A 22345-nucleotide genomic window follows, 5' to 3' on the forward strand; every position below is an offset into this window, starting at 1 on the left:
GTCAGCGGGAAGCGGCCCGGTCTGCCGGCTTCACGCGCCGGGTGATCCCGAGACCCCGGGCTCCGACTTCGTTGAGGTCGTCCTCTTTGAAGCGGTTTTCCCAGTCGGTTTCGTAGTCTTCTTTGGGGAAGTCGGTGGGGCTTTCGCCGAGGCGGAAGCGTTCGGCGACATTCTCGGCGTAGGCGGCGTTCTTGGCGCACATCGGAGCGGCCGGAATGTAGATCACGTTGCCCCAGCCTTTCTGGTTCTCAACCGGCTCCACGCTGTGGATCAGGTCGGAGTGCCACCATACCGAGTCACCGGGTTCGACGTCCGGGATCCCCGATACTGCCTCCATGAGCAGCGGATGCCACGTCTCATCTGCAGCCAGGGCCATGCCCGCTTCAGCCCCGCATAGAGAATCTTCCGGCACGTCGTCGAGGAGCGGCCGGATGAGCATGTAGGCCATAGCCGCAGGAATCGGCACGACGTGCAGTACTCCCTGGCCGTGTTGCATCTGGGACATCGCGAGCCAGCCCTGGAAGCTGCGGAAGACGCTGCACATCGTCGATGACGGGTATTCATCGACCTCGGTGCGGTAGGCCGCGTCCCAAGGATCGTACGAGGCGAAATCACCGTTGAAGAGGGAGGAGAAGACCTTTTGGTAGGCCGGGGTTAGCCAGCGCTCAACCGAACCTGAGTCGGTGTGCGCCCCCAGCCCGTTCGAGGACGCTCCCGGCGGACGACGGCGGATCCGGTCCGGGTACATCGTGTCCTGGTCCGGGTCGAACCAGGTCACTCCCTGGGACTCGCTTTTCCACTGCCGGTTCAGGAAACTCTGTACTTTGGCGGTGTGTTCGTGCTGGCGGGCCTCCATCTGCGCGGGCGACCAGTAGATGGGATAGATCTCGGGTTTTGATGCTTTCAGTTTGCCGAAGAAGTTGTCTGCTGGGCCACGGTATTTCTCTTCGAAGTTGTTGCTGTCAACGTAGTCGACCAGAGACTGGTCCCAGTCGGTGGCGGTCTGTGCCGGGATCTGCCCCCGCACGACGGCGCAGCCGCGGCGACGGATCAGGTCAAGGGTCTGCAGCGGCACAGTCCCGTCTTCAATGTCGGTGTAGTTGACGACAGGCCAGACGTTCTCCCCGCGGGCCTTCGCCGCCTTGATGTCGGCAACTTCTTCCGCGATGGCGGCTTCGATGGTCGCGAAAAGCTTGTTGACGTCGCCGATCTGCGCCCGCAGTTGTTTCTTCATTGCGCGGATCGCCGCGGGCACATCCTCGGGCTGGGTCTCCCAGCTAGTCTGCTCCGTTGCATTCATGTGTGGTCTCCTCGTTTGTTCCCAGATTTAGTAATCACTGATTACTAAAGTGCCTTGTACCGATAGTAGCCCACCCGTATGATTGAGTAAAGACTCCTTACTGAAAGACAATCATGTCCTCAAAAGACGCATCTCCACGGCCGGGATTGCTCGCCACCATGACTGAGCACCGTTTCCTGGCGCTCTTGAGCGAGTCAGCGGCTCCGCTGTCCCGGTCAGATATCGCGTTACTGTCCGGGATCTCCAAGCCCGCGATCTCGGACGCCGCCCGGCGCCTTGAGGACTCAGGGGTGATCGTGTCGACGGGCATACGGGAAGGAAAGCGTGGAGGCGTCGCCGCCTTGTACGAGATAAACCCGGCCCGGGGCCACTCGGTTGCTCTTGCCTTGGATTCGGCCTTCGTCGCTGCACGTTCCGTCCGGCTGGACGGAACAATCGCCTTCGACAAGACCGAGCCGCTGCCGCACGACGCCGGCAGTGACGACGTGATCGCGGTCGCCAGCGGTCTGCTGGAATCCATCGAGAAGGCTTCACCCACACCGTTGCTTGCGGCCGCAGTCTCTGTTGCGGACCCCGTGGACCGCAGAACCGGCGACATCATCCCGATGGCCGATTCCGTTTTTCCGGCCGGTCATTTCAATCCGGTCCGTGACCTGAACATCCAGGCCGCGGAAATCAAGGTCGACAACGACGTGAACTGGGCGACCCTGGCCGAACATTACGTCGGCGCAATGAGGGACGTCGACGATTTCCTGTTCGTCTATCTGGGTGCCGGCATCGGTGCTGGGCTATTTCTCGGCGGAAACCTCCAGCGCGGCGCACAGGGCCTTGCGGGGGAAATCGGTCATCTGCGGGTGCCGGGCGGCGAGGATCTCACCCGCACTCTGTCGCGTCTCGGTTTCGGAAACGCGGCCAGATCCTTTGGTCTCGACCTGGAAGCGTCCAGGGATCTGTTCGTCGGACCCGAGCTCTCGCCGACCACTCGTGAAGCGTTGGACACCCTCGCAGTGGCCATCGCGAACATGGTGACGCTGCTGAATTCCAGCGCAGTCGTCCTCGGCGGCCCTCTCGCCGGCCTGGCACCGTTGGAGAAATACCTCTCGACAACCGTCCCCGAACTGACCCTCGACCGCGTCGATGTCGTCGTCGGAACACGCTCGCCGCTGGATGGAGCGAGCCATGAGGCGCATCGCATGGCCCGGGCGGGCCTGGGGTTCTGATGGACCCATCGGTGCATGAACTTGGCCTGCCGGCATGGGTTCGCGAAATCGACTTGGCGTTTCCCGTGACGTCCCAGTTCATAGTTGCCGGAAACATCCGGGACGTTCACCTCATTCGCAAGCCGGCCGAAGCTTCCGTTGACGTGCTGACCACGGCGCAGGTGATCGTTGATCTCTTGATCGGTCGTCGTTACGACCTGGTCTACTCATATGATCCCGTGGACGGCATTCGGTTGAGGCACCATGGACCCAACGTGGATCCGGAGTCCTTCTTCTCCTCCACGCATCTCGGGCGTGCGACAGCCTCAACAGCGGGCCGGCTGGCAGACCTGATCAGAAATGCACGGGCGTCGGGAGCTCCCCGGGTCGCGGTGGTCATCGCCTATGCGTCCCGGCTGTGGGCCGAGGAACACCACGCCGGCCCGGACCTCCGGGGATTGTTTGCCGTCGCGGAAAAGCGTGCCAACAGCAATGATGCCGAAGACCAACTCGCGCACAACCCGGGGCGGTTCGACTGCGGCATTTTCTGGCTGGCCGACGAGTCCCAGGACGCCCCCCAAGTGGTTGTCGCACGCATCGGGCGCCAGGCTGGTGCATATTCCACTGCCAGCCCTCGGGCAACGCAAGGCTGGGGCCGGACTCTTTCTTCGCCGGATGGAGGACCCGGCACGAACTGACACAACCTCGGCAAGAGCAGCCGAAACCGTCCTAGCAGATCTCTCCCAAGGGATGACCCTCCGCGAGATCGACAGCGTCGTCACCCTGGCCATCGAGCAGGGAATAGGCGTCACCCGAATCGATGAAGCCCTCCGAAGCTACCGGCTCGGCGTTCCGGAAAGCCCCTGGGGAGATCCGTTGCTCCTTCAGCGCCTCAGACGAGGAACCGAAAGCATCGGCCGCCGCGTTCTCGGGCAGCCGCGGGCCATCCAACAGGCACTCACCGTGCTCACCCGGTCTGCCATGGGCTTGACCGGCGCGCACGTCGGAAACGCATCGGGGCGGCCGCAGGGAATATTGTTCTTCGCCGGACCCACCGGAGTCGGCAAAACCGAACTCGCCAAAGCCCTCGCCGAGACGCTGTTCGGAGCCCAGGACGCCTACATCCGCTTCGACATGAGTGAATTCTCGTCCGAGCACAGCGAAGCGCGGCTGATCGGCGCACCTCCCGGATACGTCGGCCACACCGCCGGAGGCGAGCTGACAAATGCTGTGCGTGACCGGCCCTTCTCAATCCTCCTGTTCGATGAAATTGAAAAGGCGCACCCGAGGATCCTGGACAAATTCCTGCAGATCCTGGAAGACGGCCGGTTGACCGACGGCTTGGGCGAAACCGTCTACTTCAGTGAGACCGTCATCGTTTTCACCTCCAATCTCGGCACCTACCGTTCATCCAGTGGACCCGAAGCGTCCGATACCCTCGCCCGCTGGGGCGACCCCTACCGCGACACCGAAGCAAAGGTCCGGCGAGCCATTGAAGTGCACTTCACCGAACAACTCGAGCGCCCCGAGCTCCTCAGCCGCATAGGAGACAACATCGTCGTCTTCGACTTCATCTCAGAAGCGGTCGGACGCGAGCTCGTCAGCAAATACCTCGCCGCAGTCGTCCGCCGCGTTCAAACACGCCACGGCATCACCCTCCAGATACTCCCGGACGTCGCTAACACCATCGAAGAAAGAGCCGTCGAGAACCTCGCCTTCGGCGGCCGCGGCGTCGGCTCGATCGTCGAAACACTCTTCGTCAACCCGCTCACCCGCGCCCTCATGTCGGCAGAAAGATCTGCGCGAGTGCTCGTGGCGAGCCAGCTGACGCAACTCGAGTCATCCTGGGAACTGAGTCTCGCTAGCACCGACGACACCCAGCCATCGACTACCAGTCACCTCTAAACTTGAACGGGACACAGGTGAGGTTGCGTACGCCTCGATCGTAAGCGGCTAAGCGGAACTCATGCGGGTCGAGACGGCTCGGGCCCACTGCATGGCGAGCACGGTCACTCGCAATTCTGCCGGTCTAACGTGTCGCGCAACAGTCCGATAGGACGGTCAAATAAACCACTTGGAGGACAGAGTAGCAAGACCCCTTGCGCGCTGGGTTTGGAAGCCGAAGTACGTCACGCCGCTCTGTCTTGTATCCCTCACGTTGAAAGACGTGCGGGAGTGGATGCTACCGCCACTTCCCCGTTGGCCCTGTAGCGCGGCCAGGCCGACATATATGGGTGCTATCGGCTTCCGGTTCTTGTCGGAGTCGTCCGGACGATGAACGTCTATCTCTTCGAGACGCCGTTTCAAAGCGCGCCCGCGGTTCCGACCACTGGCATGTCCTCCTACGTGGTGACCCGAGGATTGACAACCGCACAACCAACCCATGAACAGCCAGAAGAATGTTCGCTGTTAGTCATTCTGATGCTCCATCCTCGCTGGGTGGTTCCTGTATCTGAACGACGCCGAAACCTGACTGACACGGCCGGCGTCGGCTGTCACTGAAGGAGAAGGACCATGGAAACGCACACCATCAAGACCGCTGCCGATGTCCTCAGTTTCATCGGCCGCCCCTCGGCTTCTGGCCGCACGAAAGCCTGGTGTGCATAACCATCGACACCAACCGGATCGGCCGCACTCCGTGTGGACCTGCCGACAGCGGCGTAGCGACGCCGATTAGAAACCGCTCTTAGCCCCGCGAATGATGCTGCAAGCTGCGAAGGTCCAGTTCTATTTCGCGACCGTTCACATGAACGACCATCTTTGCGTCTTCGACGCCCGCGGCGGAAAGATAATCCATCAGGGTCGATAGAAGCATGTCTTCCCGTCGCTCCGTCTTCGAGACCACGCTCTGGTCTATCCCGAGCCTCTGCGCCAGGTCGTCCTGTGTCAGCTCCGCCGCTTTGCGGATAGTGGCCAGATTCAGTGCGTAGATGCGGTCCTCGCGCGCGGACGCTTCCCGGATTTCAGCCACCCGCTCGGTCATGCCCGGCTTTGCCAAGATACGGTTGAGCCGGTCATTGCCCTTCCTAAATGTCTTCCTGACCATTTTCATCAACCTCCCCTTCTCTGATCCATTGATCGATTATTTGATCCGCTCTGGTTCCCACGCTGTCGTAGAATACGTCGCCCATGTTGGCCTTATCGCCTGAAAACAGGGCGACCACTGCAGTGTTTTCATCGGGAGGAAACCAGCAAATGAGTCGGACGGCAATGCCTTGGTGGTAAGGGTGGGAGACCCGCCACACTTCGTATTTCTTGGCCAAGTCCCGTCACGCTCCGTGGCCCCGTCCCAGAATCCAGCGCTGCAAGCCTCGCCGAGCCTATGAAATTCAAGGGACTCGGAATGGCGAAAAGAGTTTGATGTCAGACCCCACAAGGGAAGGCTTGCGCCATGTGAATCCCGAGACTGCACAGCGACCCACGGTGACACCAAAAAACGCCGGAACCTTCCAGGATCGTTGCCCCTCTCGGCCGGTCCGATCCGCCTTAAGATGATTGCGCGGCTGGCGCCAGACGCGCAGCAGCTGATCGTCGATCGTAGACCCGCTGCAGTGGGACGGTCAGCAAAATAATCAACAGCGCGTAGAAGTTGATGGGGGGCACGAGCACTCCCACGATCAGGGCGATGAAGAACCCGATCGTCGAAACGGCGCTGGAGAAGACTTCGCGGCCGGGCATGGGATTCTCTTCCATCTCGAGCCGCGGATGTTTCCGGATCAACAGCGTCATGGCCGTGAGCGTGAGGCTGCTCGCGGCCATCGTCCCGATGTAGACGCCGACCGAGAGGGGCGAAGTCCTGAACTGGGACACCATTTCCGTCGGCAGCGGCAACACCACCACCGTGAACGCCCAAAACAAGTTGAGCAATAGGAGTGGACTGCTGTAGGACCTGACATGCTCGAACGTCGAATGGTGGGCGAGCCAGAGCCGAGCGATCACCACGAAACTCAGGGCGAAGCCAGAGATCGCCGCGTAATTGTTCCCGATGAATTGCTCAGCACTCAACCCGTCGCGGGCTGCCTGGGTGACGGAGTCGACCAGCGGCAGCACGAGCAGAGTGATGGCGATCGCCGTCACGGCATCCGTGAAGAAAACGAGCCTGTCCAAGCCGCGGGTTGTTTGCATTCATTCAGTATGTTCCGACAACTGTCCGAAGCGAACTCGGCGTCCGCCACCGCCACCGGCACCCTCACCGGAGTCCGTTGTCGGCTACGCCTGGGTGACGTTCAAGACGTTCCGCAAGGCAAACGCCACGATCATCGCCCGGACGATGGACGTTGAAGCCGCGGCATACCAAGGCGGGCACTCCAAAGTTTCGATGACGCGCAAGCACTACGTCGAGGAATACAAAGAAGCCCTGGACACCCGAGCCGCTCTCAATGCCTTCAACCCGGATCCCCCCAGGCCCTCGGGTACGGGCATGTAACCTGGCGGGGACTCACGCCGAAACTGATTCTAGTGAGTTTATGGTAAGTCATGGTTCAAATGAGCCCTTTAGGCTCCTACCGTCGGAACAAACCCGCGCGTCAGAGCCAAACTAAGAGCCCCCTGTCGGATTCGAACCGACGACCCCCGCTTTACAAGAGCGGTGCTCTGGCCAACTGAGCTAAGGAGGCGTGCCCCGGCGGACCGGGAACTGGTTGCCCCGGCGGACCGGAACTGGTACGCATGAGCGCTAGATAAGGGTAGCCCAAGACCTCCCGCCCACGGAAATTCCACGAGGATCGGGGTCCAGGGCGGGCAGCCCCCACCCGCCGTCGGGCGCTCAGACCCGCACCGCAAGCCCCGCACCCGCGAACCCGTCCGGACAAAAAGCAAAACGCCGGCCCGGTCGGTACTCACCACCCTAAGGCAGAGAGCACCGTCCGGCCGGCGTCAAGATTCCCGTCGAGCGATCTACTTCTTCGCGGCCGCGGCGGCGTTCAGGTCGGCGATGAGGTCCGTCTTGCCGTCCCACTGCTTGCCTTCGACGAAGACCGTGGGCGTGCCGGTGACTCCGATGACCGCGGCTTCCTTTGTAACGACCTTGACGAACGGGCGGTAGGTCTTGCTGTCCACGCAGGAGTCAATGTTTGCTGCGCCGGCTTCGGTGGCCATCTTCTTGAGGTCGTTGTCCGAAAGGCCCGCGCTACCCTCAGCGGGCTGGCGTGCGAACAGCAAGTCAACGAAGGCCGAGTACTTGTCCGGCGAAGCGTTCACAACGCAGGCCGCGGCATTGGCGGCACGGGAGGAGTAGTTGGTGCTGGAGCTGGCGTCCAGGAAGCCGAGCGGACGGTACTCCAGGCTGATCTTGCCATCGTTGCGCAGCTGGGTCAGCTGCTGGTTGTACGTGGCTTCGAAGTTCTTGCAGACCGGGCAGATAAAGTCGATGTAGGCCACTACCTTGACCGGCTTGCCGGCCTCGGCCTCGGCACCGGGAGCGGTCACCGTGGCGGGCGCGGTGGCAGGGGCTGACGGCAGGGACGCCAGGTTGACCGTGGCTGCGGCGGCCTTCGTCACGTCGGTGCCCTTCAGGAGGGTGACGCCACCGTGCACGTTGGAGTTGGCGGGCGTCGGGCCCTGATCGGCGATGGGGGCGTTGTTGGCAATGTTCTGGCTGACTACCAAGGCAACCACCGCGAGGATCGCCACGACGGCAACCACGATGCCCCACCCAATGAGCAACTTGTTGCGCTTGTCCTTCTTCAGCTGAGCTTCGCGGATCTCGCGGGCCTTTTCGCGGGCCTGGGCGGTGCGCTCTGCCTTGGACAGGCGTGGTTCGTTTGCGGGGCTCATCAGTTCCTCGTGATTGATCGACGGCGTTGGTCTGGTGGGTCTAGCTATGGCAACGGGGCCAGTTTACGGGAGAAGACTGACAGCACGGGCTGGGGGTCTTGGACTCCAGTCTGAGCAACGAGCAAGTGTCCTTGATGATTCCCGCCGGTAGGGTGGGATATGAGTCACAAGCAACCCTAGGGGGCAGCAATGCAAGTACCGGCAAGCGAAAAAATCGACGTCGCACCCGGGGGCAAGCAGGCCCCAAGGAAAGCAAAGTACGATTTCATGGTGGTCTCCAACCGCCTTCCGGTGGACCGTTTCCCCGGCGACGGCGGGGATAACGCGGCCGAGGGATGGCGCCGCTCTCCTGGAGGCCTGGTTACGGCCCTCGCCCCGATGATGACAAAGACCGACGGCGCGTGGGTGGGCTGGCACGGCGCCCCGGACGAGCCCCTTGAGCCTTTCAGCCACAGCGGTATGGACTTGGTTCCCGTTGACCTCAGCACCGACGATGTTGAGCTCTACTACGAAGGTTTCTCCAACGCCACCCTCTGGCCGCTTTACCACGACGTCATTGCTCCGCCGGAGTTCCACCGCACATGGTGGGACAGCTACCGCCGGGTCAACCGCCGATTCGCCGAGGCCGTCATCCAGCACGCGGACCACGGAGCCACAGTGTGGGTGCAGGACTACCAACTCCAGCTTGTGCCGAGCATGCTCCGCCAGGCGCGCCCGGACCTACGGATCGGTTTCTTCAACCACATCCCGTTCCCACCGCCGGAAATCTTCGCCCAGCTGCCGTGGCGCCAGGCCATCATCGAAGGCCTGCTGGGCGCTGACCTGGTGGGCTTCCAGCGCCCCAGTGACGCGGCGAACTTCATGCGCTCGGCCCGCCGCTTCATCGGCGCCAGCGTCAAGCAGCAGCAGATCCATGTCAAAAGTCCGGACGGCCAGATTACGCATATTGCCCGCGCACAGGCCTTCCCGATCTCCATCGCCGTGGACCACATCAGTGAACTCGCAGAGCGCCCGGACATCATCGAGCGTGCCCGGCAGATCCGCCAGGACCTCGGCAACCCCAAAACCATCCTCCTGGGCGTGGACCGCCTGGACTACACCAAGGGCATCCCGCACCGCTTGAAGGCTTTCGAGGAGCTCCTCAAGGAAGGCCGGCTTACAGTGGAGGACGCCACGCTGATCCAGGTGGCGAGCCCCAGCCGCGAGCGCGTGCGTCAGTACAGGCTCCTGCGCGAGGAAATCGAAGGCACCGTGGGCCACATCAACGGCAGCTACGACACCATGCAGAACACCGCCATCCGGTACCTCCACCACAGCTACCCGATCGAGGAGATGGTGGCCCTGTACCTTGCCGCCGACGTCATGCTGGTCACGGCATTGCGGGACGGCATGAACCTCGTGGCCAAGGAGTATGTCACAGCCCGGACCAACAACACGGGAGCCTTGGTCCTCAGTGAATTCACGGGCGCCGCAGATCAACTCAAGCAAGCACTCCTGATGAATCCGCATGACATCGACGGTCTCAAGAACACCATCATGAGGGCCGTGCACCTGCCCCCGAATGAATCCCGCCGTCGGATGAAGTCCATGCGCAAACAAATCCTCGACCACGACGTCGATCATTGGTCCGCCGAATTCCTCTCGGCCCTAGCAGAAACCGTGGTACGCGATGACACGTGAAACAGCAGGCACTCCCCCTCTGAGCTTGTCCCCTGAGCTGCTCGATGCCGTCCGCCGGATCGCCGGAACAGACCAACTTTTGGTGGCGATGGACTTTGACGGCACCATCTCTCCGATCGTGGACCACGCGGACGCCGCGCGCCCGCTCCAGCGGTCGGCCACCGCTTTCGCTGAACTCGCCAAACTTCCGAGGACGACGACGGCGCTCATCTCCGGGCGCGCATTGGCCAGCCTGCGGGCGGTCGCCTCACCCCCCGAGGCCACGCTGCTGATTGGCAGCCACGGGGCAGAGGCGTGGCTGGGCCCCGGTTCGGCGGAACTCCAGCTCGACGACACCCAACGGGAGCTCCTTGCCGAAGTCCGCGAGGTCTTGGCGGGAATCTCGCAGGAAGCTCCGGGGACAGTCCTCGAAGACAAGCCTGCCGGCGTCGTACTCCACACGAGGCGTGCAGCAGACGACGTGGCGGAGGACGCTGTGGCCGCAGCTCGGACGATCCTTGAAGGCCGTCCGGGAGTCTTCCTCAAGAACGGCAAGCGCGTCCTTGAAACGTCGGTGGTGCATTCCTCCAAAGGCGAGGCAGTCGAGTTCCTGCGCCAGGTGACTGGCGCCACCGGAATCCTTTTTGCGGGCGACGATGTCACTGATGAGGACGCGATTGCCAGGCTGGGCGCTGGCGATGTCGGCGTGAAAGTCGGGCTGGATTTCACCCAGGCCGAGTTCCGCATTGAAGCCCCCGTTCACGTCGCCGAACTCCTGGAAGCGGTCCTTCGCGAACGGCGCCGCGAACTCTCGGGAGACTCATCTCACATGTGACGTTCGTAACATTTGAGCGAATACCCCGAGCTGCTGCCATACTCTTGGTTGTGATGTGACGCACAACTACCGTGCGGCGTCACTCAGTCTCCCTTGCCCGGGCCCAGCCCAGGGCGGGGAGTCCAACTGAATAAACATGAACCATTCACAACGGATCGTCCGGCACGTACCTGCCGGTGAAGGGATTGATAACTGTGGCTACAGTTACTTTTGATAACGCTACGCGTCTGTACCCGGGCACAGATAAGCCCGCCGTCGATAAGCTCAACATCGACATCGCCGATGGCGAATTCCTGGTCCTCGTTGGACCCTCCGGTTGCGGTAAGTCCACCTCGCTGCGCATGCTCGCAGGCCTTGAGGATGTGAACTCCGGCCGCATTCTGATCGGCGACCGCGACGTCACGGACGTCCCGCCGAAAGACCGCGACATCGCCATGGTCTTCCAGAACTACGCCCTGTACCCGCACATGACTGTTGCGGACAACATGGGCTTCGCACTCAAGATCGCCGGCGTCTCCAAAGAAGAGCGTGCCGAGCGCGTCCGCGAAGCAGCTAAGCTTCTTGACCTCGAGCTTTACCTGGACCGCAAGCCGAAGGCACTCTCCGGTGGTCAGCGTCAGCGCGTTGCCATGGGCCGGGCAATCGTCCGTAACCCGCAGGTCTTCCTCATGGATGAGCCGCTTTCCAACCTGGACGCCAAGCTCCGTGTCCAGACCCGCACCCAGATCGCTTCCTTGACCCGCCGCCTCGGCGTCACCACGGTCTACGTCACCCACGACCAGGTCGAGGCCATGACCATGGGTGACCGCGTTGCCGTCCTCAAGGACGGCCTGCTGCAGCAGGTAGACACCCCGCGCAACCTGTACGACCGCCCGAAGAACGTCTTCGTGGCCGGCTTCATCGGCTCCCCCGCCATGAACCTGCTGGAACTGCCGGTCGTCGACGGCGGTGTCCAGTTCGGTGGAACGGTCTACCCGGTTCCGCACAATGTCCTCGAAGAGGCACACGGCAAGACCGTCACGCTCGGCTCCCGTCCGGAAGACCTTGAGACCGTTGGTGCCGGCGAAGGCCTTGAAGTTGAGGTTGACGTTGTCGAAGAGCTCGGCGCCGACGCCTACGTCTACGGCCACACCACGCTTGATGGCAAGAGCCACGACATCGTGGCCCGCGTCGACGGCCGCCGTCCCCCGATGAAGGGCGAGTCCATCTTCGTTCGTCCGCAGTCGGGCCACGTGCACCTGTTCGACACCAAGACAGGCCTGCGCCTGGGCGACTGACACCCGCACCGCACTACCGACGGCGGCCCTTCCGAAGTGGACGGGCCGCCGTCGTCGTTAACAGCAGCCTCCATACGGAAGAATTGACCCCATGAGCGAGCAAAGCGGTGCCAAGTGGCATGACGAACCCACCGACTACGCACAGATCGGCAAACTCCCGCGCACCGAGGCCGCGAGCGCCAATGACGTCGCGCCACCAGCGGGTGTGATCGGCTCCCTCAACATCACCGCAGCAGCGGCGGATCCCGAGCTCCTGGACCTGCCGTGGCATATCGCGCTCGAGGACTGGCCTACCAAAAACCTCGCTGCCCTGCCCCGCGGTATTTCCCGGCACATAGTGCGTTTCGCGCACTTGGGCGGCTCCGTCATCGCCATCAAGGAAACGTCCGAGCACGTTGCCCGGCACGAGTACCACATGCTCCGCAAGCTGGCCCGGATGGACGTACCCTGCGTCGAGCCGGTTGCAGTCATCACCGGACGGACCACCGTTGACGGCAAGCCGCTCAACCCCGTCCTGGTCACCCGGCACCTCAAGTTCTCCATGCCGTACCGTGCGCTCTTCTCTCAGATGCTGCGCCGGGACACCCTCACCAGGCTTATTGACGCCCAAGCGCTACTGCTAGTTCGCCTGCACCTGATCGGTTTCTATTGGGGCGACGTTTCCTTGTCCAATACTCTCTTCCGTCGGGACGCCGGCGCGTTCGCAGCGTACTTGGTGGACGCCGAAACCGGCGAGCTATACCCCGATCTTTCGGTGGGCCAGCGCGAGTACGATCTCGAGATTGCCCGCGTCAACATTGCCGGTGAACTCATGGACCTGCTCGAGGGCGGCCTGATCGAGGAGAAGGTGGACCCGGTAGCGACGTCGGAGCTCATCATGGACTCGTACCGCCGGCTATGGGCCGAACTCACCGAAAAGGAATCGTTTGAGCTCGGCGAACGGTGGCGCGTGGGCGCGCGGATCCGGCGCCTCAACGAACTCGGCTTCGACGTCGAGGAATATGTCATCAAGACCACCGCGGACGGCTCCACCATCCAGCTTCAACCCAAGGTCGTCGACGCCGGCCACCACCAGCGGCGGCTGCTCCGCCTCACCGGCTTGGATGCCCAGGAGAACCAGGCCCGCCGGCTGCTCAATGACATGGATTCATTCCGTGCGGACAACAACCCGGACATGGACGAAGAAATCAGCGCCCACACCTGGGTCAGCCAGATCTTCGAGCCCATAGTCCGGTCCATCCCGCGCGACCTCGCAGGCAAGCTGGAACCGGCAGAAGTAGTCCACGAAGTCCTTGAGCACCGCTGGTACATGAGCCAGAAGCAGGACAGCCACATCCCCTTGGCCGAAGCCGTACAGTCCTACTTGGACACCGTGCTGCGCCACCGGCGCGACGAGGCAGCCATCATGCTCAATCCGGACACGGCGTTAATGAAGATCCTGGAAGCGGAAACCGAGGAATCGCGGTACGAGCAGGACGAATACCCGGATTCGGACGACTAGCGCGGGGGTTTAGGGCTCCAGTGTCTCCGCGAGTCCCGCCAACACCGGTTCGCGTCCGCCGGACATCGAAGAGTTCATTGACGTCGGTGAGCGACAATTTGCGCACTACGGCACCCCTGCGGGGGAACGTCTCCACGAAGCCATCCTGCTCGAGGCGTTGGATGGCTTCGCGAACGGGGATTCGCGAAACGTTGTAGAGCTCGCAGTTGTCCACCGATACGGCAATTACTATGCCAATGGACTGGCATCCTCGAAATTTGGGATACCAACAGCCTAGATGGCTTTACCCGGGTTAAGGATTCCAGCCGGGTCGAAAAGCGCCTTGATACGGTGTTGCAACTCGCGGATGGGCTCTGGCTGCTCGAGCCCGAGCCACCGCAGCTTGTATTGCCCCACCCCATGTTCGCCGGTGATGGTTCCGCCCATCTCGAGCGCGGCATCGATGGAATCATCCAGCGCCCTGTTGAGGCGGGACATAGCGTCCGCGTCTACTTCCATGTCCACCCGGTCTACCCAGAACGTGGGGTGCAGGTTGCCGTCGCCAGCATGGGCCACCACCTTGAGCTTGACATCGTGGTTGGCGGCCATGGCTTCGAGGGCGGCAACATAGTCCACCAGTCGCGACCTCGGAACGGCGACGTCCTCGCCCACCCGGTATTCGTTGTCCGCTTCGTCGCCTCGGCTTGAGCGCCGCATATCAATGAGGCGTTCGGCTTCGGCGTTCGCTCCGGCCATCACCGTGGCGCCGCCAGCCGCCAGGACCTCCCGCACCAATGCTGCCTCCGCGGCGGCCCCGAATCCGTCTGTCTGGATAAGCAGCAGGGCCTGTCCACGTTCGCTAAGGTCAGAGCCGTACAGTTCGTCGAGTTGGGCCAGTGTTCCGGCGTCGAGCATTTCCATGATGGCGGGCTGGACGCGGGCCTTGCCAACCGCCAGGACGCCCGCGGCGGCGCCGCGGAAATCCGGGTAGAAGGCCGCCACGGTTTGAACATCCCGGGGCAGGTAGCGGAGGCGCACCGTCACGCCCACCACAATCCCCAACGTTCCTTCGGAGCCCACAAACAGGGCCGTGAGGTCGTAGCCTGCCACGCCCTTGAAGGTCTGATGTCCTGTGTGGATGAGCGATCCATCGGCCAGCACGACGTCGAGCGCAAGCACTGAGTCTCTGGTCACCCCATACTTGGCGCAACGCAGGCCGCCGGCGTTCGTGGCCACATTACCGCCAATGGTGGACATCTTGTAGCTCGCGGGGTCCGGCGCGTACATCAGGCCGTGTTCGGCCGCCGCAGCGTTTAGATCGGCGTTCACCACACCAGGCTCAACGACGGCGGTCTCGTCGTCCGCGTTGAGCTGCAGAATGCGGTTCATGCGTTCCAGGCTGAGCACGATGCATCCCTGGCTAGCATGTGCGCCACCCGAAACACCGGTTCCCGCGCCACGGGCAACAATCGGAACCCCGTGCTTGGCGCAGCCGCGCACCACGTGCTGGACGTCTTCAACGGAATCCGCAAACACGACAGCCAAAGGCAGCTTCAGGTCCAAGACAGGTCCTTGGTCCACAGAGTAAATTCTGCGAGTAGGCTCGTCGACGGCCACTTGCCCCGGGGTCAGCGCGGCGGCAAGCTCATCCATAATGCCGTCAGTGCGTTTGGTGTTTCCGGCAACGGCTGTGTAGTCCGACAAGATAGGTCCCTTCGCATCTGAGCACCGCGGACACGCCAACTCGGCAGTCTTCGCGGTGTTTTCAGTGCTTCGAGTCTAGTACGCGACGATGGCCCGGTGCTCCGGCTGGTTCGGCCCGGAGAGCTGCGGAATCTTGCGGGCCATGACGATTTCCAGCTTGGCTTTGTCCTGCGGATAGGCCCGCGTTGCGCCTGTGATTTCAAATCCGTGCCGGGCATAGAACGCCTTGGCGCGGGCGTTATCTTCGTGGACCCCCAACTCAACGACGCCGGCCCCAAGCTCGGCACTGGCTACAGCGCAGGCCTCATCAAGCAACTGGTCGGCCAGGCCCAGGCCCCGGTGCTCGGGTGCGACGTAGACGCTGATAAGCATGGCCTGCCGCGCCTGGGATGGATCCTGCGGCTGCTTGATAACAACGCGCATGAGTCCCATGATCCGGCTACCGTCAGTTCCGTCATCCGCCACCAAGGTGACGCTCGAGTCGCCTGACATGGTTGCGGCGCGCTCTTGCCATTGGGTGTCAGTCTGGCGCCGGGCAGCCGCGAGGCTCTCCACGTAGGCCATAGGCGTGTCCGAGAGCATCTCCAACCGGACCTCGCGAAGCAGCCGCCAGTCCGCTGATTGAAGTCGACGGATCCTATTCACTTCCGCCGCCCATGAATCGGACATAGCGATCAAGAACTCCGGGCCAGTCAGCCGCGTAGTCTGCACGGGTTCGAGCAGGGTCCTCTGCGCCTTCCCAGCCGTCGTGAACCAGCCGCAACTCCGCACCCCCATCAACCGCACGGAAGGCCACTCGAAGTTCAGTGGACCACATCGCAGTGCTACCCGGATACCAGCTCGCGTGGAACGACAACGGCGGTTGCCAATCGTCGATCGTTCCCCATACGGAGGTACGGCCGTCATCAGCCGTCTCCACGATCAGGTTCTCCTCGAACTCGACGTGCGAGCCCGCGCCGTAGACACTGTGGTCCTCCATTGGCCACCACAAATGCGGGTGATCGGTGAAGCCCATGAAAGCGTGCGCCACAGGCGACGGTACGACGACGGTGCAAACCACGGGGTCCAGCTCACCGGACTGCTCTGGCTGGGGTTCGGAGTCCGACGCGGCGTGACTGAAAAGGCTCTCCATGTGCACCAACATTACCGTCCAACGACGCAAGCGGCTCGAGACTCATTGCCCTCCCCTTCCGACGCTCGCTCACTTCTGGCCGGTCCTGACCGGACGCTCCTGCAGCATTGGGGCCTTCCGGCCGGACGCTCGCTCACTTCTGGCGGGTCCAGAGCCGGCGCTCGCTCACTTCTGGCCGGTCCTGACCGGACGCTCCTGCAGTTCCGGTTGTCCCGGTGATGGGCGCGTGGAAGCCCTGGGATGCCTTGCCGAGGGCGTAGGGGTGTTAAATGGGCCAGGCCCCGACATTCGCTGTCGGGGCCTGGGCCGTTGAAAGATGTCCGGCGGTGTCCTACTCTCCCACACCCTCCCGGGTGCAGTACCATCGGCGCTGTGGGTCTTAGCTTCCGGGTTCGGAATGGGACCGGGCGTTTCCCCCACGCTATGACCGCCGTAACCCTGTTACCCGTCACCGCCGGCCCCCTGCGGGGTGGTGGTGTGGGAAGACTGGTTACAACATTGTGGTGTTGTTATTCAGTTGTGTTGGTTCCTGGAACGGGCAAACAGCCGTGACGGGTGTTTGTTGTCCGGGAACCACATAGTGGACGCAAGCAGTGTTGTGTTTGTGTGGTGTAAGTTGTCGGCCTATTAGTACCGGTCAGCTTCAACAGTCTTTGGTCCTGTCTTCCACATCCGGCCTATCAACCCAGTGGTCTGGCTGGGGGCCTCTCACACACGAGGTGCATGGAAATCTCATCTTGAAGCGAGCTTCCCGCTTAGATGCTTTCAGCGGTTATCCCATCCGAACGTAGCTAATCAGCGGTGCACTTGGCAGTACAACTGACACACCAGAGGTTCGTCCGTCCCGGTCCTCTCGTACTAAGGACAGCCCTTCTCAAATTTCCTGCGCGCGCAGCGGATAGGGACCGAACTGTCTCACGACGTTCTAAACCCAGCTCGCGTACCGCTTTAATGGGCGAACAGCCCAACCCTTGGGACCTACTCCAGCCCCAGGATGCGACGAGCCGACATCGAGGTGCCAAACCATGCCGTCGATATGGACTCTTGGGCAAGATCAGCCTGTTATCCCCGAGGTACCTTTTATCCGTTGAGCGACGGCCATTCCACAATGTACCGCCGGATCACTAGTCCCGACTTTCGTCCCTGCTTGAGATGTCTCTCTCACAGTCAAGCTCCCTTGTGCACTTACACTCGACACCTGATTGCCAACCAGGCTGAGGGAACCTTTGGGCGCCTCCGTTACTTTTTAGGAGGCAACCGCCCCAGTTAAACTACCCATCAGGCACTGTCCCTGACCCGGATCACGGGCCGAAGTTAGATGTCCAAAGTGACCAGAGTGGTATTTCAACGATGACTCCACCCGGACTGGCGTCCGGGCTTCAACGTCTCCCACCTATCCTACACAAGCCACTCCGAACACCAATACCAAACTATAGTAAAGGTCTCGGGGTCTTTCCGTCCTGCTGCGCGTAACGAGCATCTTTACTCGTACTGCAATTTCGCCGAGTTTATGGTTGAGACAGCGGGGAAGTCGTTACTCCATTCGTGCAGGTCGGAACTTACCCGACAAGGAATTTCGCTACCTTAGGATGGTTATAGTTACCACCGCCGTTTACTGGGGCTTGAATTCTCAGCTTCGCCTTGCGGCTAACCGGTCCTCTTAACCTTCCAGCACCGGGCAGGAGTCAGTCCGTATACATCGTCTTGCGACTTCGCACGGACCTGTGTTTTTAGTAAACAGTCGCTTCCCCCTGGTCTCTGCGGCCCCGATCCCCTCCCACCAGCAAGTGGTGTTCAAGGTTGGGGCCCCCCTTCTCCCGAAGTTACGGGGGCATTTTGCCGAGTTCCTTAACCATAATTCTCTCGATCGCCTTGGTATTCTCTACCTGATCACCTGTGTCGGTTTGGGGTACGGGCGGCTGGGACCTCGCGTCGATGCTTTTCTAGGCAGCATAGGATCACCGGATCCCCCCGCAAGGGGGTCCCGTCAGATCTCAGGATCGTCATCAAAGACACAGCGACGGATTTGCCTATCGCTGACCCTACATCCTTAGACCGGGGCAACCATCGCCCGGCCCGGCTACCTTCCTGCGTCACACCTGTTAATACGCTTACCTCCCGGGATCAGGTCCCGCGCTCGGCCAAAACCCGCACACCACAAGGGTGCTTGGGCAGGCTCCGGGCGGTTAGTATCCCCCGCTTGGCATGGGCGGTCCTTCGCCGGTACGGGAATATCAACCCGTTGTCCATCGACTACGCCTGTCGGCCTCGCCTTAGGTCCCGACTTACCCAGGGCAGATTAGCTTGACCCTGGAACCCTTGATCATTCGGCGGACGGGTTTCTCACCCGTCTTTCGCTACTCATGCCTGCATTCTCACTCGTGTAGGCTCCACCGCTGGTTTACACCGCGACTTCACCGCCCACACGACGCTCCCCTACCACTCCAGACGACTGAACCACGAAGGCTTGTCTACTATCTGAAATCCACAACTTCGGCGGTGTACTTGAGCCCCGCTACATTGTCGGCGCGGAATCACTTGACCAGTGAGCTATTACGCACTCTTTCAAGGATGGCTGCTTCTAAGCCAACCTCCTGGTTGTCTTCGCAACTCCACATCCTTTCCCACTTAGCACACGCTTAGGGGCCTTAGTTGGTGGTCTGGGCTGTTTCCCTCTCGACTATGAAGCTTATCCCCCACAGTCTCACTGCTGCGCTCTCACTTACCGGCATTCGGAGTTTGGCTGACGTCAGTAACCTTGTAGGGCCCATCGGCCATCCAGTAGCTCTACCTCCGGCAAGAAACACGCAACGCTGCACCTAAATGCATTTCGGGGAGAACCAGCTATCACGGAGTTTGATTGGCCTTTCACCCCTACCCACAGCTCATCCCCTCCATTTTCAACTGAAGTGGGTTCGGTCCTCCACGACGTCTTACCGTCGCTTCAACCTGGCCATGGGTAGATCACTCCGCTTCGGGTCTAGATCACGCCACTACGATCGCCCTGTTCAGACTCGCTTTCGCTACGGCTACCCCACACGGGTTAACCTCGCGACGTAACACTAACTCGCAGGCTCATTCTTCAAAAGGCACGCCGTCACAACTACAAGGCTGCTCCGACGGATTGTAAGCACACGGTTTCAGGTACTGTTTCACTCCCCTCCCGGGGTACTTTTCACCTTTCCCTCACGGTACTGGTCCGCTATCGGTCATTAGGAAGTATTTAGGCTTATCAGGTGGTCCTGACAGATTCGCACGGGATTTCTCGGGCCCCGTGCTACTTGGGATCCTCTCCAGGCGGCACACAACATTACGGTTACGGGGCTCCCACCCTCTACGGCCGGCCTTTCAAGACCGTTCACCTATGTCCATGCTCTCACCCCACCGGTCCGGCAGAACCAGCACGGAAAGTCCCACAACCCCGCCCATGCAACGCCCGCCGGCTATCACACATGGAACGGTTTAGCCTCATCCGCGTTCGCTCGCCACTACTAACGGAATCACTCTTGTTTTCTCTTCCTGCGGGTACTGAGATGTTTCACTTCCCCGCGTTCCCCCCACGCACCCTATGTGTTCAGATGCGGGTCACCAGATCACCTCACAGCGCCTGGCGGGGTTTCCCCATTCGGACATCCTGGGATCAACGTTCGGTTATCAACTCCCCCAGGCTTATCGCAGATTCCTACGTCCTTCTTCGGCTCCTAATGCCAAGGCATCCACCGTGTGCCCTTAAAAACTTGACCACACAAAGATCAAAAAACTTCTCGAGAGAACCAGGCCACAAGGGCCAGGTTCATAAAAAGAAATTGCTGTAGACACAAACAAGCACAAAGGCCTGCCCGTGTCAGATGCTCGCGTCCACTATGTAGTTCTCAAACAACAACCCCGTACCACACCCCCCGCACCAACCACCCCCACAAAAAAGGGGACAGCCGCCACGCACGAAGACATGCAGCCAGGAAACCAGAAACACCAAACCCGCAACCCCGCACCCCCCAAAAAGGAAGGACCCGCAGGCCGCGGCCCTGTTGCCTCAGGACCCAACAGTGTGCCAAACACGAAAACCGGCCCTCCCCCACCCGCACCGTTCCAGGACGCCCCGCCCCGCAAAGGGACAAGACAACCGTACTAGGGGCGGAAAAGGAAACCACCGGCCGCTATCTGCTGATATTCCACCCATGAGCACCCACCGCAGAACAGACGCCTGCGCAATGGGCTTTGCTTCCACCCACCCCCCAACCAACCATGCGGCAGGACAGGAAGCGGAAATGGTGCTCCTTAGAAAGGAGGTGATCCAGCCGCACCTTCCGGTACGGCTACCTTGTTACGACTTAGTCCCAATCGCCGGTCCCACCTTCGACGGCTCCCCCCACAAGGGTTAGGCCACCGGCTTCGGGTGTTACCAACTTTCGTGACTTGACGGGCGGTGTGTACAAGGCCCGGGAACGTATTCACCGCAGCGTTGCTGATCTGCGATTACTAGCGACTCCGACTTCATGGGGTCGAGTTGCAGACCCCAATCCGAACTGAGACCGGCTTTTTGGGATTAGCTCCACCTCACAGTATCGCAACCCTTTGTACCGGCCATTGTAGCATGCGTGAAGCCCAAGACATAAGGGGCATGATGATTTGACGTCGTCCCCACCTTCCTCCGAGTTGACCCCGGCAGTCTCCCATGAGTCCCCACCACTACGTGCTGGCAACATGGAACGAGGGTTGCGCTCGTTGCGGGACTTAACCCAACATCTCACGACACGAGCTGACGACAACCATGCACCACCTGTAAACCGACCGCAAGCGGGGCACCTGTTTCCAGGCGTTACCGGTTCATGTCAAGCCTTGGTAAGGTTCTTCGCGTTGCATCGAATTAATCCGCATGCTCCGCCGCTTGTGCGGGCCCCCGTCAATTCCTTTGAGTTTTAGCCTTGCGGCCGTACTCCCCAGGCGGGGCACTTAATGCGTTAGCTACGGCGCGGAAAACGTGGAATGTCCCCCACACCTAGTGCCCAACGTTTACGGCATGGACTACCAGGGTATCTAATCCTGTTCGCTCCCCATGCTTTCGCTCCTCAGCGTCAGTTAATGCCCAGAGACCTGCCTTCGCCATCGGTGTTCCTCCTGATATCTGCGCATTTCACCGCTACACCAGGAATTCCAGTCTCCCCTACATCACTCTAGTCTGCCCGTACCCACTGCAGAACCGGAGTTGAGCCCCGGTCTTTCACAGCAGACGCGACAAACCGCCTACGAGCTCTTTACGCCCAATAATTCCGGATAACGCTTGCGCCCTACGTATTACCGCGGCTGCTGGCACGTAGTTAGCCGGCGCTTCTTCTGCAGGTACCGTCACCCGAAAGCTTCTTCCCTACTGAAAGAGGTTTACAACCCGAAGGCCGTCATCCCTCACGCGGCGTCGCTGCATCAGGCTTTCGCCCATTGTGCAATATTCCCCACTGCTGCCTCCCGTAGGAGTCTGGGCCGTGTCTCAGTCCCAGTGTGGCCGGTCACCCTCTCAGGCCGGCTACCCGTCGTCGCCTTGGTAGGCCATTACCCCACCAACAAGCTGATAGGCCGCGAGTCCATCCAAAACCGCAAAAGCTTTCCACCACCACACCATGCGGCGGGCGGTCATATCCGGTATTAGACCCAGTTTCCCAGGCTTATCCCAGAGTCAAGGGCAGGTTACTCACGTGTTACTCACCCGTTCGCCACTAATCCCCGGTGCAAGCACCGGATCATCGTTCGACTTGCATGTGTTAAGCACGCCGCCAGCGTTCATCCTGAGCCAGGATCAAACTCTCCGTTGAAGTAAAACAAAAACAGACACAACCACAACCACCGGAAATAACGGCGGAAGAGCTGCACAAAATTTGAAACCAGCTGTAAAAAACCAGCCCCGCACCACGGAGGTGACACAGGACCAGCCAAAACAACCAATTTAATAAAAAATCGGTATCAACAAACTTGGCACACTATTGAGTTCT

General features: G+C 61.0%; 17 protein-coding genes, 1 tRNA gene and 3 rRNA genes. 8 read left to right on the forward strand and 13 right to left on the reverse strand.

The annotated features are described in order from the left end of the window. Position 1: 1 nt before the first annotated feature. Positions 2 to 1300 (reverse strand): DUF1479 domain-containing protein, encoded by a 1299-nt coding sequence (locus AC3ANQ_RS19250; RefSeq protein ID WP_488302519.1) that lies wholly within the window; start codon positions 1298 to 1300, stop codon positions 2 to 4. Between the two features lie 158 nt (positions 1301 to 1458). Between AC3ANQ_RS19250 and AC3ANQ_RS19255 the strand changes: the two genes are divergently transcribed. From AC3ANQ_RS19255 to AC3ANQ_RS19265, 3 genes are read left to right on the forward strand one after another with little or no spacing between them, the layout of a single operon-like run. After that, positions 1459 to 2520, forward strand: a complete 1062-nt coding sequence (locus AC3ANQ_RS19255; RefSeq protein ID WP_488302520.1) for an ROK family transcriptional regulator — start codon at positions 1459 to 1461, stop codon at positions 2518 to 2520. An 11-nt stretch (positions 2521 to 2531) separates the two neighbouring features. Beyond that, positions 2532 to 3197 carry a hypothetical protein gene (locus tag AC3ANQ_RS19260; RefSeq protein WP_488302521.1) on the forward strand — a complete coding sequence of 222 codons (666 nt, stop codon included), beginning with the start codon at positions 2532 to 2534 and terminating at the stop codon, positions 3195 to 3197. After that, positions 3175 to 4404, forward strand: a complete 1230-nt coding sequence (locus tag AC3ANQ_RS19265; protein WP_488302522.1) for an AAA family ATPase — start codon at positions 3175 to 3177, stop codon at positions 4402 to 4404. Before AC3ANQ_RS19260 ends, AC3ANQ_RS19265 begins: the two co-directional genes overlap by 23 nt. Positions 4405 to 5185: 781 nt before the next feature. Here AC3ANQ_RS19265 and AC3ANQ_RS19270 read toward each other — a convergent pair. The 3 genes from AC3ANQ_RS19270 to AC3ANQ_RS19280 form a co-directional block, all read right to left on the reverse strand. Continuing rightward, entirely contained in the window at positions 5186 to 5551 is a 366-nt protein-coding gene (locus AC3ANQ_RS19270) for a helix-turn-helix domain-containing protein (protein ID WP_488302523.1), read from the reverse strand. Next, positions 5526 to 5762, reverse strand: a complete 237-nt coding sequence (locus AC3ANQ_RS19275; RefSeq protein ID WP_488302524.1) for a hypothetical protein — start codon at positions 5760 to 5762, stop codon at positions 5526 to 5528. The genes AC3ANQ_RS19270 and AC3ANQ_RS19275 overlap by 26 nt, the downstream gene beginning before the upstream one ends. 223 nt (positions 5763 to 5985) lie before the next feature. Then, positions 5986 to 6624 (reverse strand): TMEM175 family protein, encoded by a 639-nt coding sequence (locus AC3ANQ_RS19280; protein ID WP_488302525.1) that lies wholly within the window; start codon positions 6622 to 6624, stop codon positions 5986 to 5988. 94 nt (positions 6625 to 6718) lie between these two features. Here AC3ANQ_RS19280 and AC3ANQ_RS19285 point away from each other — a divergent pair, with 94 nt between their 5' ends. Beyond that, on the forward strand, positions 6719 to 6925 hold the full coding sequence (locus AC3ANQ_RS19285; protein WP_488302526.1) for a hypothetical protein: 207 nt from the start codon (positions 6719 to 6721) through the stop codon (positions 6923 to 6925). A 116-nt stretch (positions 6926 to 7041) separates the two neighbouring features. Here the strand turns inward: AC3ANQ_RS19285 and AC3ANQ_RS19290 are convergent. Both AC3ANQ_RS19290 and AC3ANQ_RS19295 read right to left on the reverse strand, forming a co-directional pair. Further along, positions 7042 to 7115 (reverse strand) — tRNA-Thr (locus AC3ANQ_RS19290). Between the two features lie 280 nt (positions 7116 to 7395). Then, entirely contained in the window at positions 7396 to 8274 is an 879-nt protein-coding gene (locus tag AC3ANQ_RS19295) for a DsbA family protein (protein ID WP_488302527.1), read from the reverse strand. A gap of 189 nt (positions 8275 to 8463) precedes the next feature. Between AC3ANQ_RS19295 and AC3ANQ_RS19300 the strand changes: the two genes are divergently transcribed. The 4 genes from AC3ANQ_RS19300 (at position 8464) to AC3ANQ_RS19315 (ending at position 13546) form a co-directional block, all read left to right on the forward strand. Beyond that, positions 8464 to 9954 (forward strand): alpha,alpha-trehalose-phosphate synthase (UDP-forming), encoded by a 1491-nt coding sequence (locus AC3ANQ_RS19300; protein ID WP_488302528.1) that lies wholly within the window; start codon positions 8464 to 8466, stop codon positions 9952 to 9954. Next, positions 9944 to 10768: a trehalose-phosphatase gene (gene otsB, locus AC3ANQ_RS19305; RefSeq protein WP_488302529.1), complete on the forward strand. Its 825-nt coding sequence runs from the start codon at positions 9944 to 9946 to the stop codon at positions 10766 to 10768. Before AC3ANQ_RS19300 ends, otsB begins: the two co-directional genes overlap by 11 nt. 194 nt (positions 10769 to 10962) lie before the next feature. After that, complete coding sequence (locus AC3ANQ_RS19310; protein WP_265981366.1) at positions 10963 to 12045, forward strand: ABC transporter ATP-binding protein; 1083 nt, start codon at positions 10963 to 10965, stop codon at positions 12043 to 12045. 91 nt (positions 12046 to 12136) lie between these two features. Then, entirely contained in the window at positions 12137 to 13546 is a 1410-nt protein-coding gene (locus tag AC3ANQ_RS19315; protein WP_488302530.1) for a DUF4032 domain-containing protein, read from the forward strand. On the opposite strand, the gene AC3ANQ_RS19320 is transcribed toward AC3ANQ_RS19315, so the two are convergent. The 7 genes from AC3ANQ_RS19320 to AC3ANQ_RS19350 form a co-directional block, all read right to left on the reverse strand. Then, positions 13455 to 13760: a GntR family transcriptional regulator gene (locus tag AC3ANQ_RS19320; protein WP_488302531.1), complete on the reverse strand. Its 306-nt coding sequence runs from the start codon at positions 13758 to 13760 to the stop codon at positions 13455 to 13457. The two genes, AC3ANQ_RS19315 and AC3ANQ_RS19320, sit on opposite strands and share 92 nt — an antisense overlap. A gap of 59 nt (positions 13761 to 13819) precedes the next feature. Further along, the gene (locus AC3ANQ_RS19325; RefSeq protein WP_488305373.1) at positions 13820 to 15178 is read right to left on the reverse strand and encodes an FAD-binding oxidoreductase; all 1359 of its coding nucleotides are present in this window, start codon (positions 15176 to 15178) and stop codon (positions 13820 to 13822) included. A 126-nt stretch (positions 15179 to 15304) separates the two neighbouring features. Further along, a complete protein-coding gene (locus tag AC3ANQ_RS19330; protein WP_488302532.1) occupies positions 15305 to 15874 on the reverse strand; it encodes a GNAT family N-acetyltransferase in 570 nt (189 codons plus the stop codon). Next, positions 15867 to 16361 carry an SRPBCC family protein gene (locus AC3ANQ_RS19335; protein WP_488302533.1) on the reverse strand — a complete coding sequence of 165 codons (495 nt, stop codon included), beginning with the start codon at positions 16359 to 16361 and terminating at the stop codon, positions 15867 to 15869. Before AC3ANQ_RS19335 ends, AC3ANQ_RS19330 begins: the two co-directional genes overlap by 8 nt. A 318-nt stretch (positions 16362 to 16679) precedes the next feature. Beyond that, a 5S ribosomal RNA gene (gene rrf, locus AC3ANQ_RS19340) occupies positions 16680 to 16796 on the reverse strand. Positions 16797 to 16967: 171 nt separating this feature from the next. After that, positions 16968 to 20104: ribosomal RNA gene (locus tag AC3ANQ_RS19345) — 23S ribosomal RNA — on the reverse strand. A gap of 539 nt (positions 20105 to 20643) precedes the next feature. After that, positions 20644 to 22168 (reverse strand): 16S ribosomal RNA (locus AC3ANQ_RS19350). The 16S, 23S and 5S rRNA genes sit together here, the layout of an rRNA operon. Positions 22169 to 22345 lie beyond the last annotated feature (177 nt).

The sequence above is a fragment of the Arthrobacter sp. DMZ02-1R genome (genome assembly GCF_057747935.1).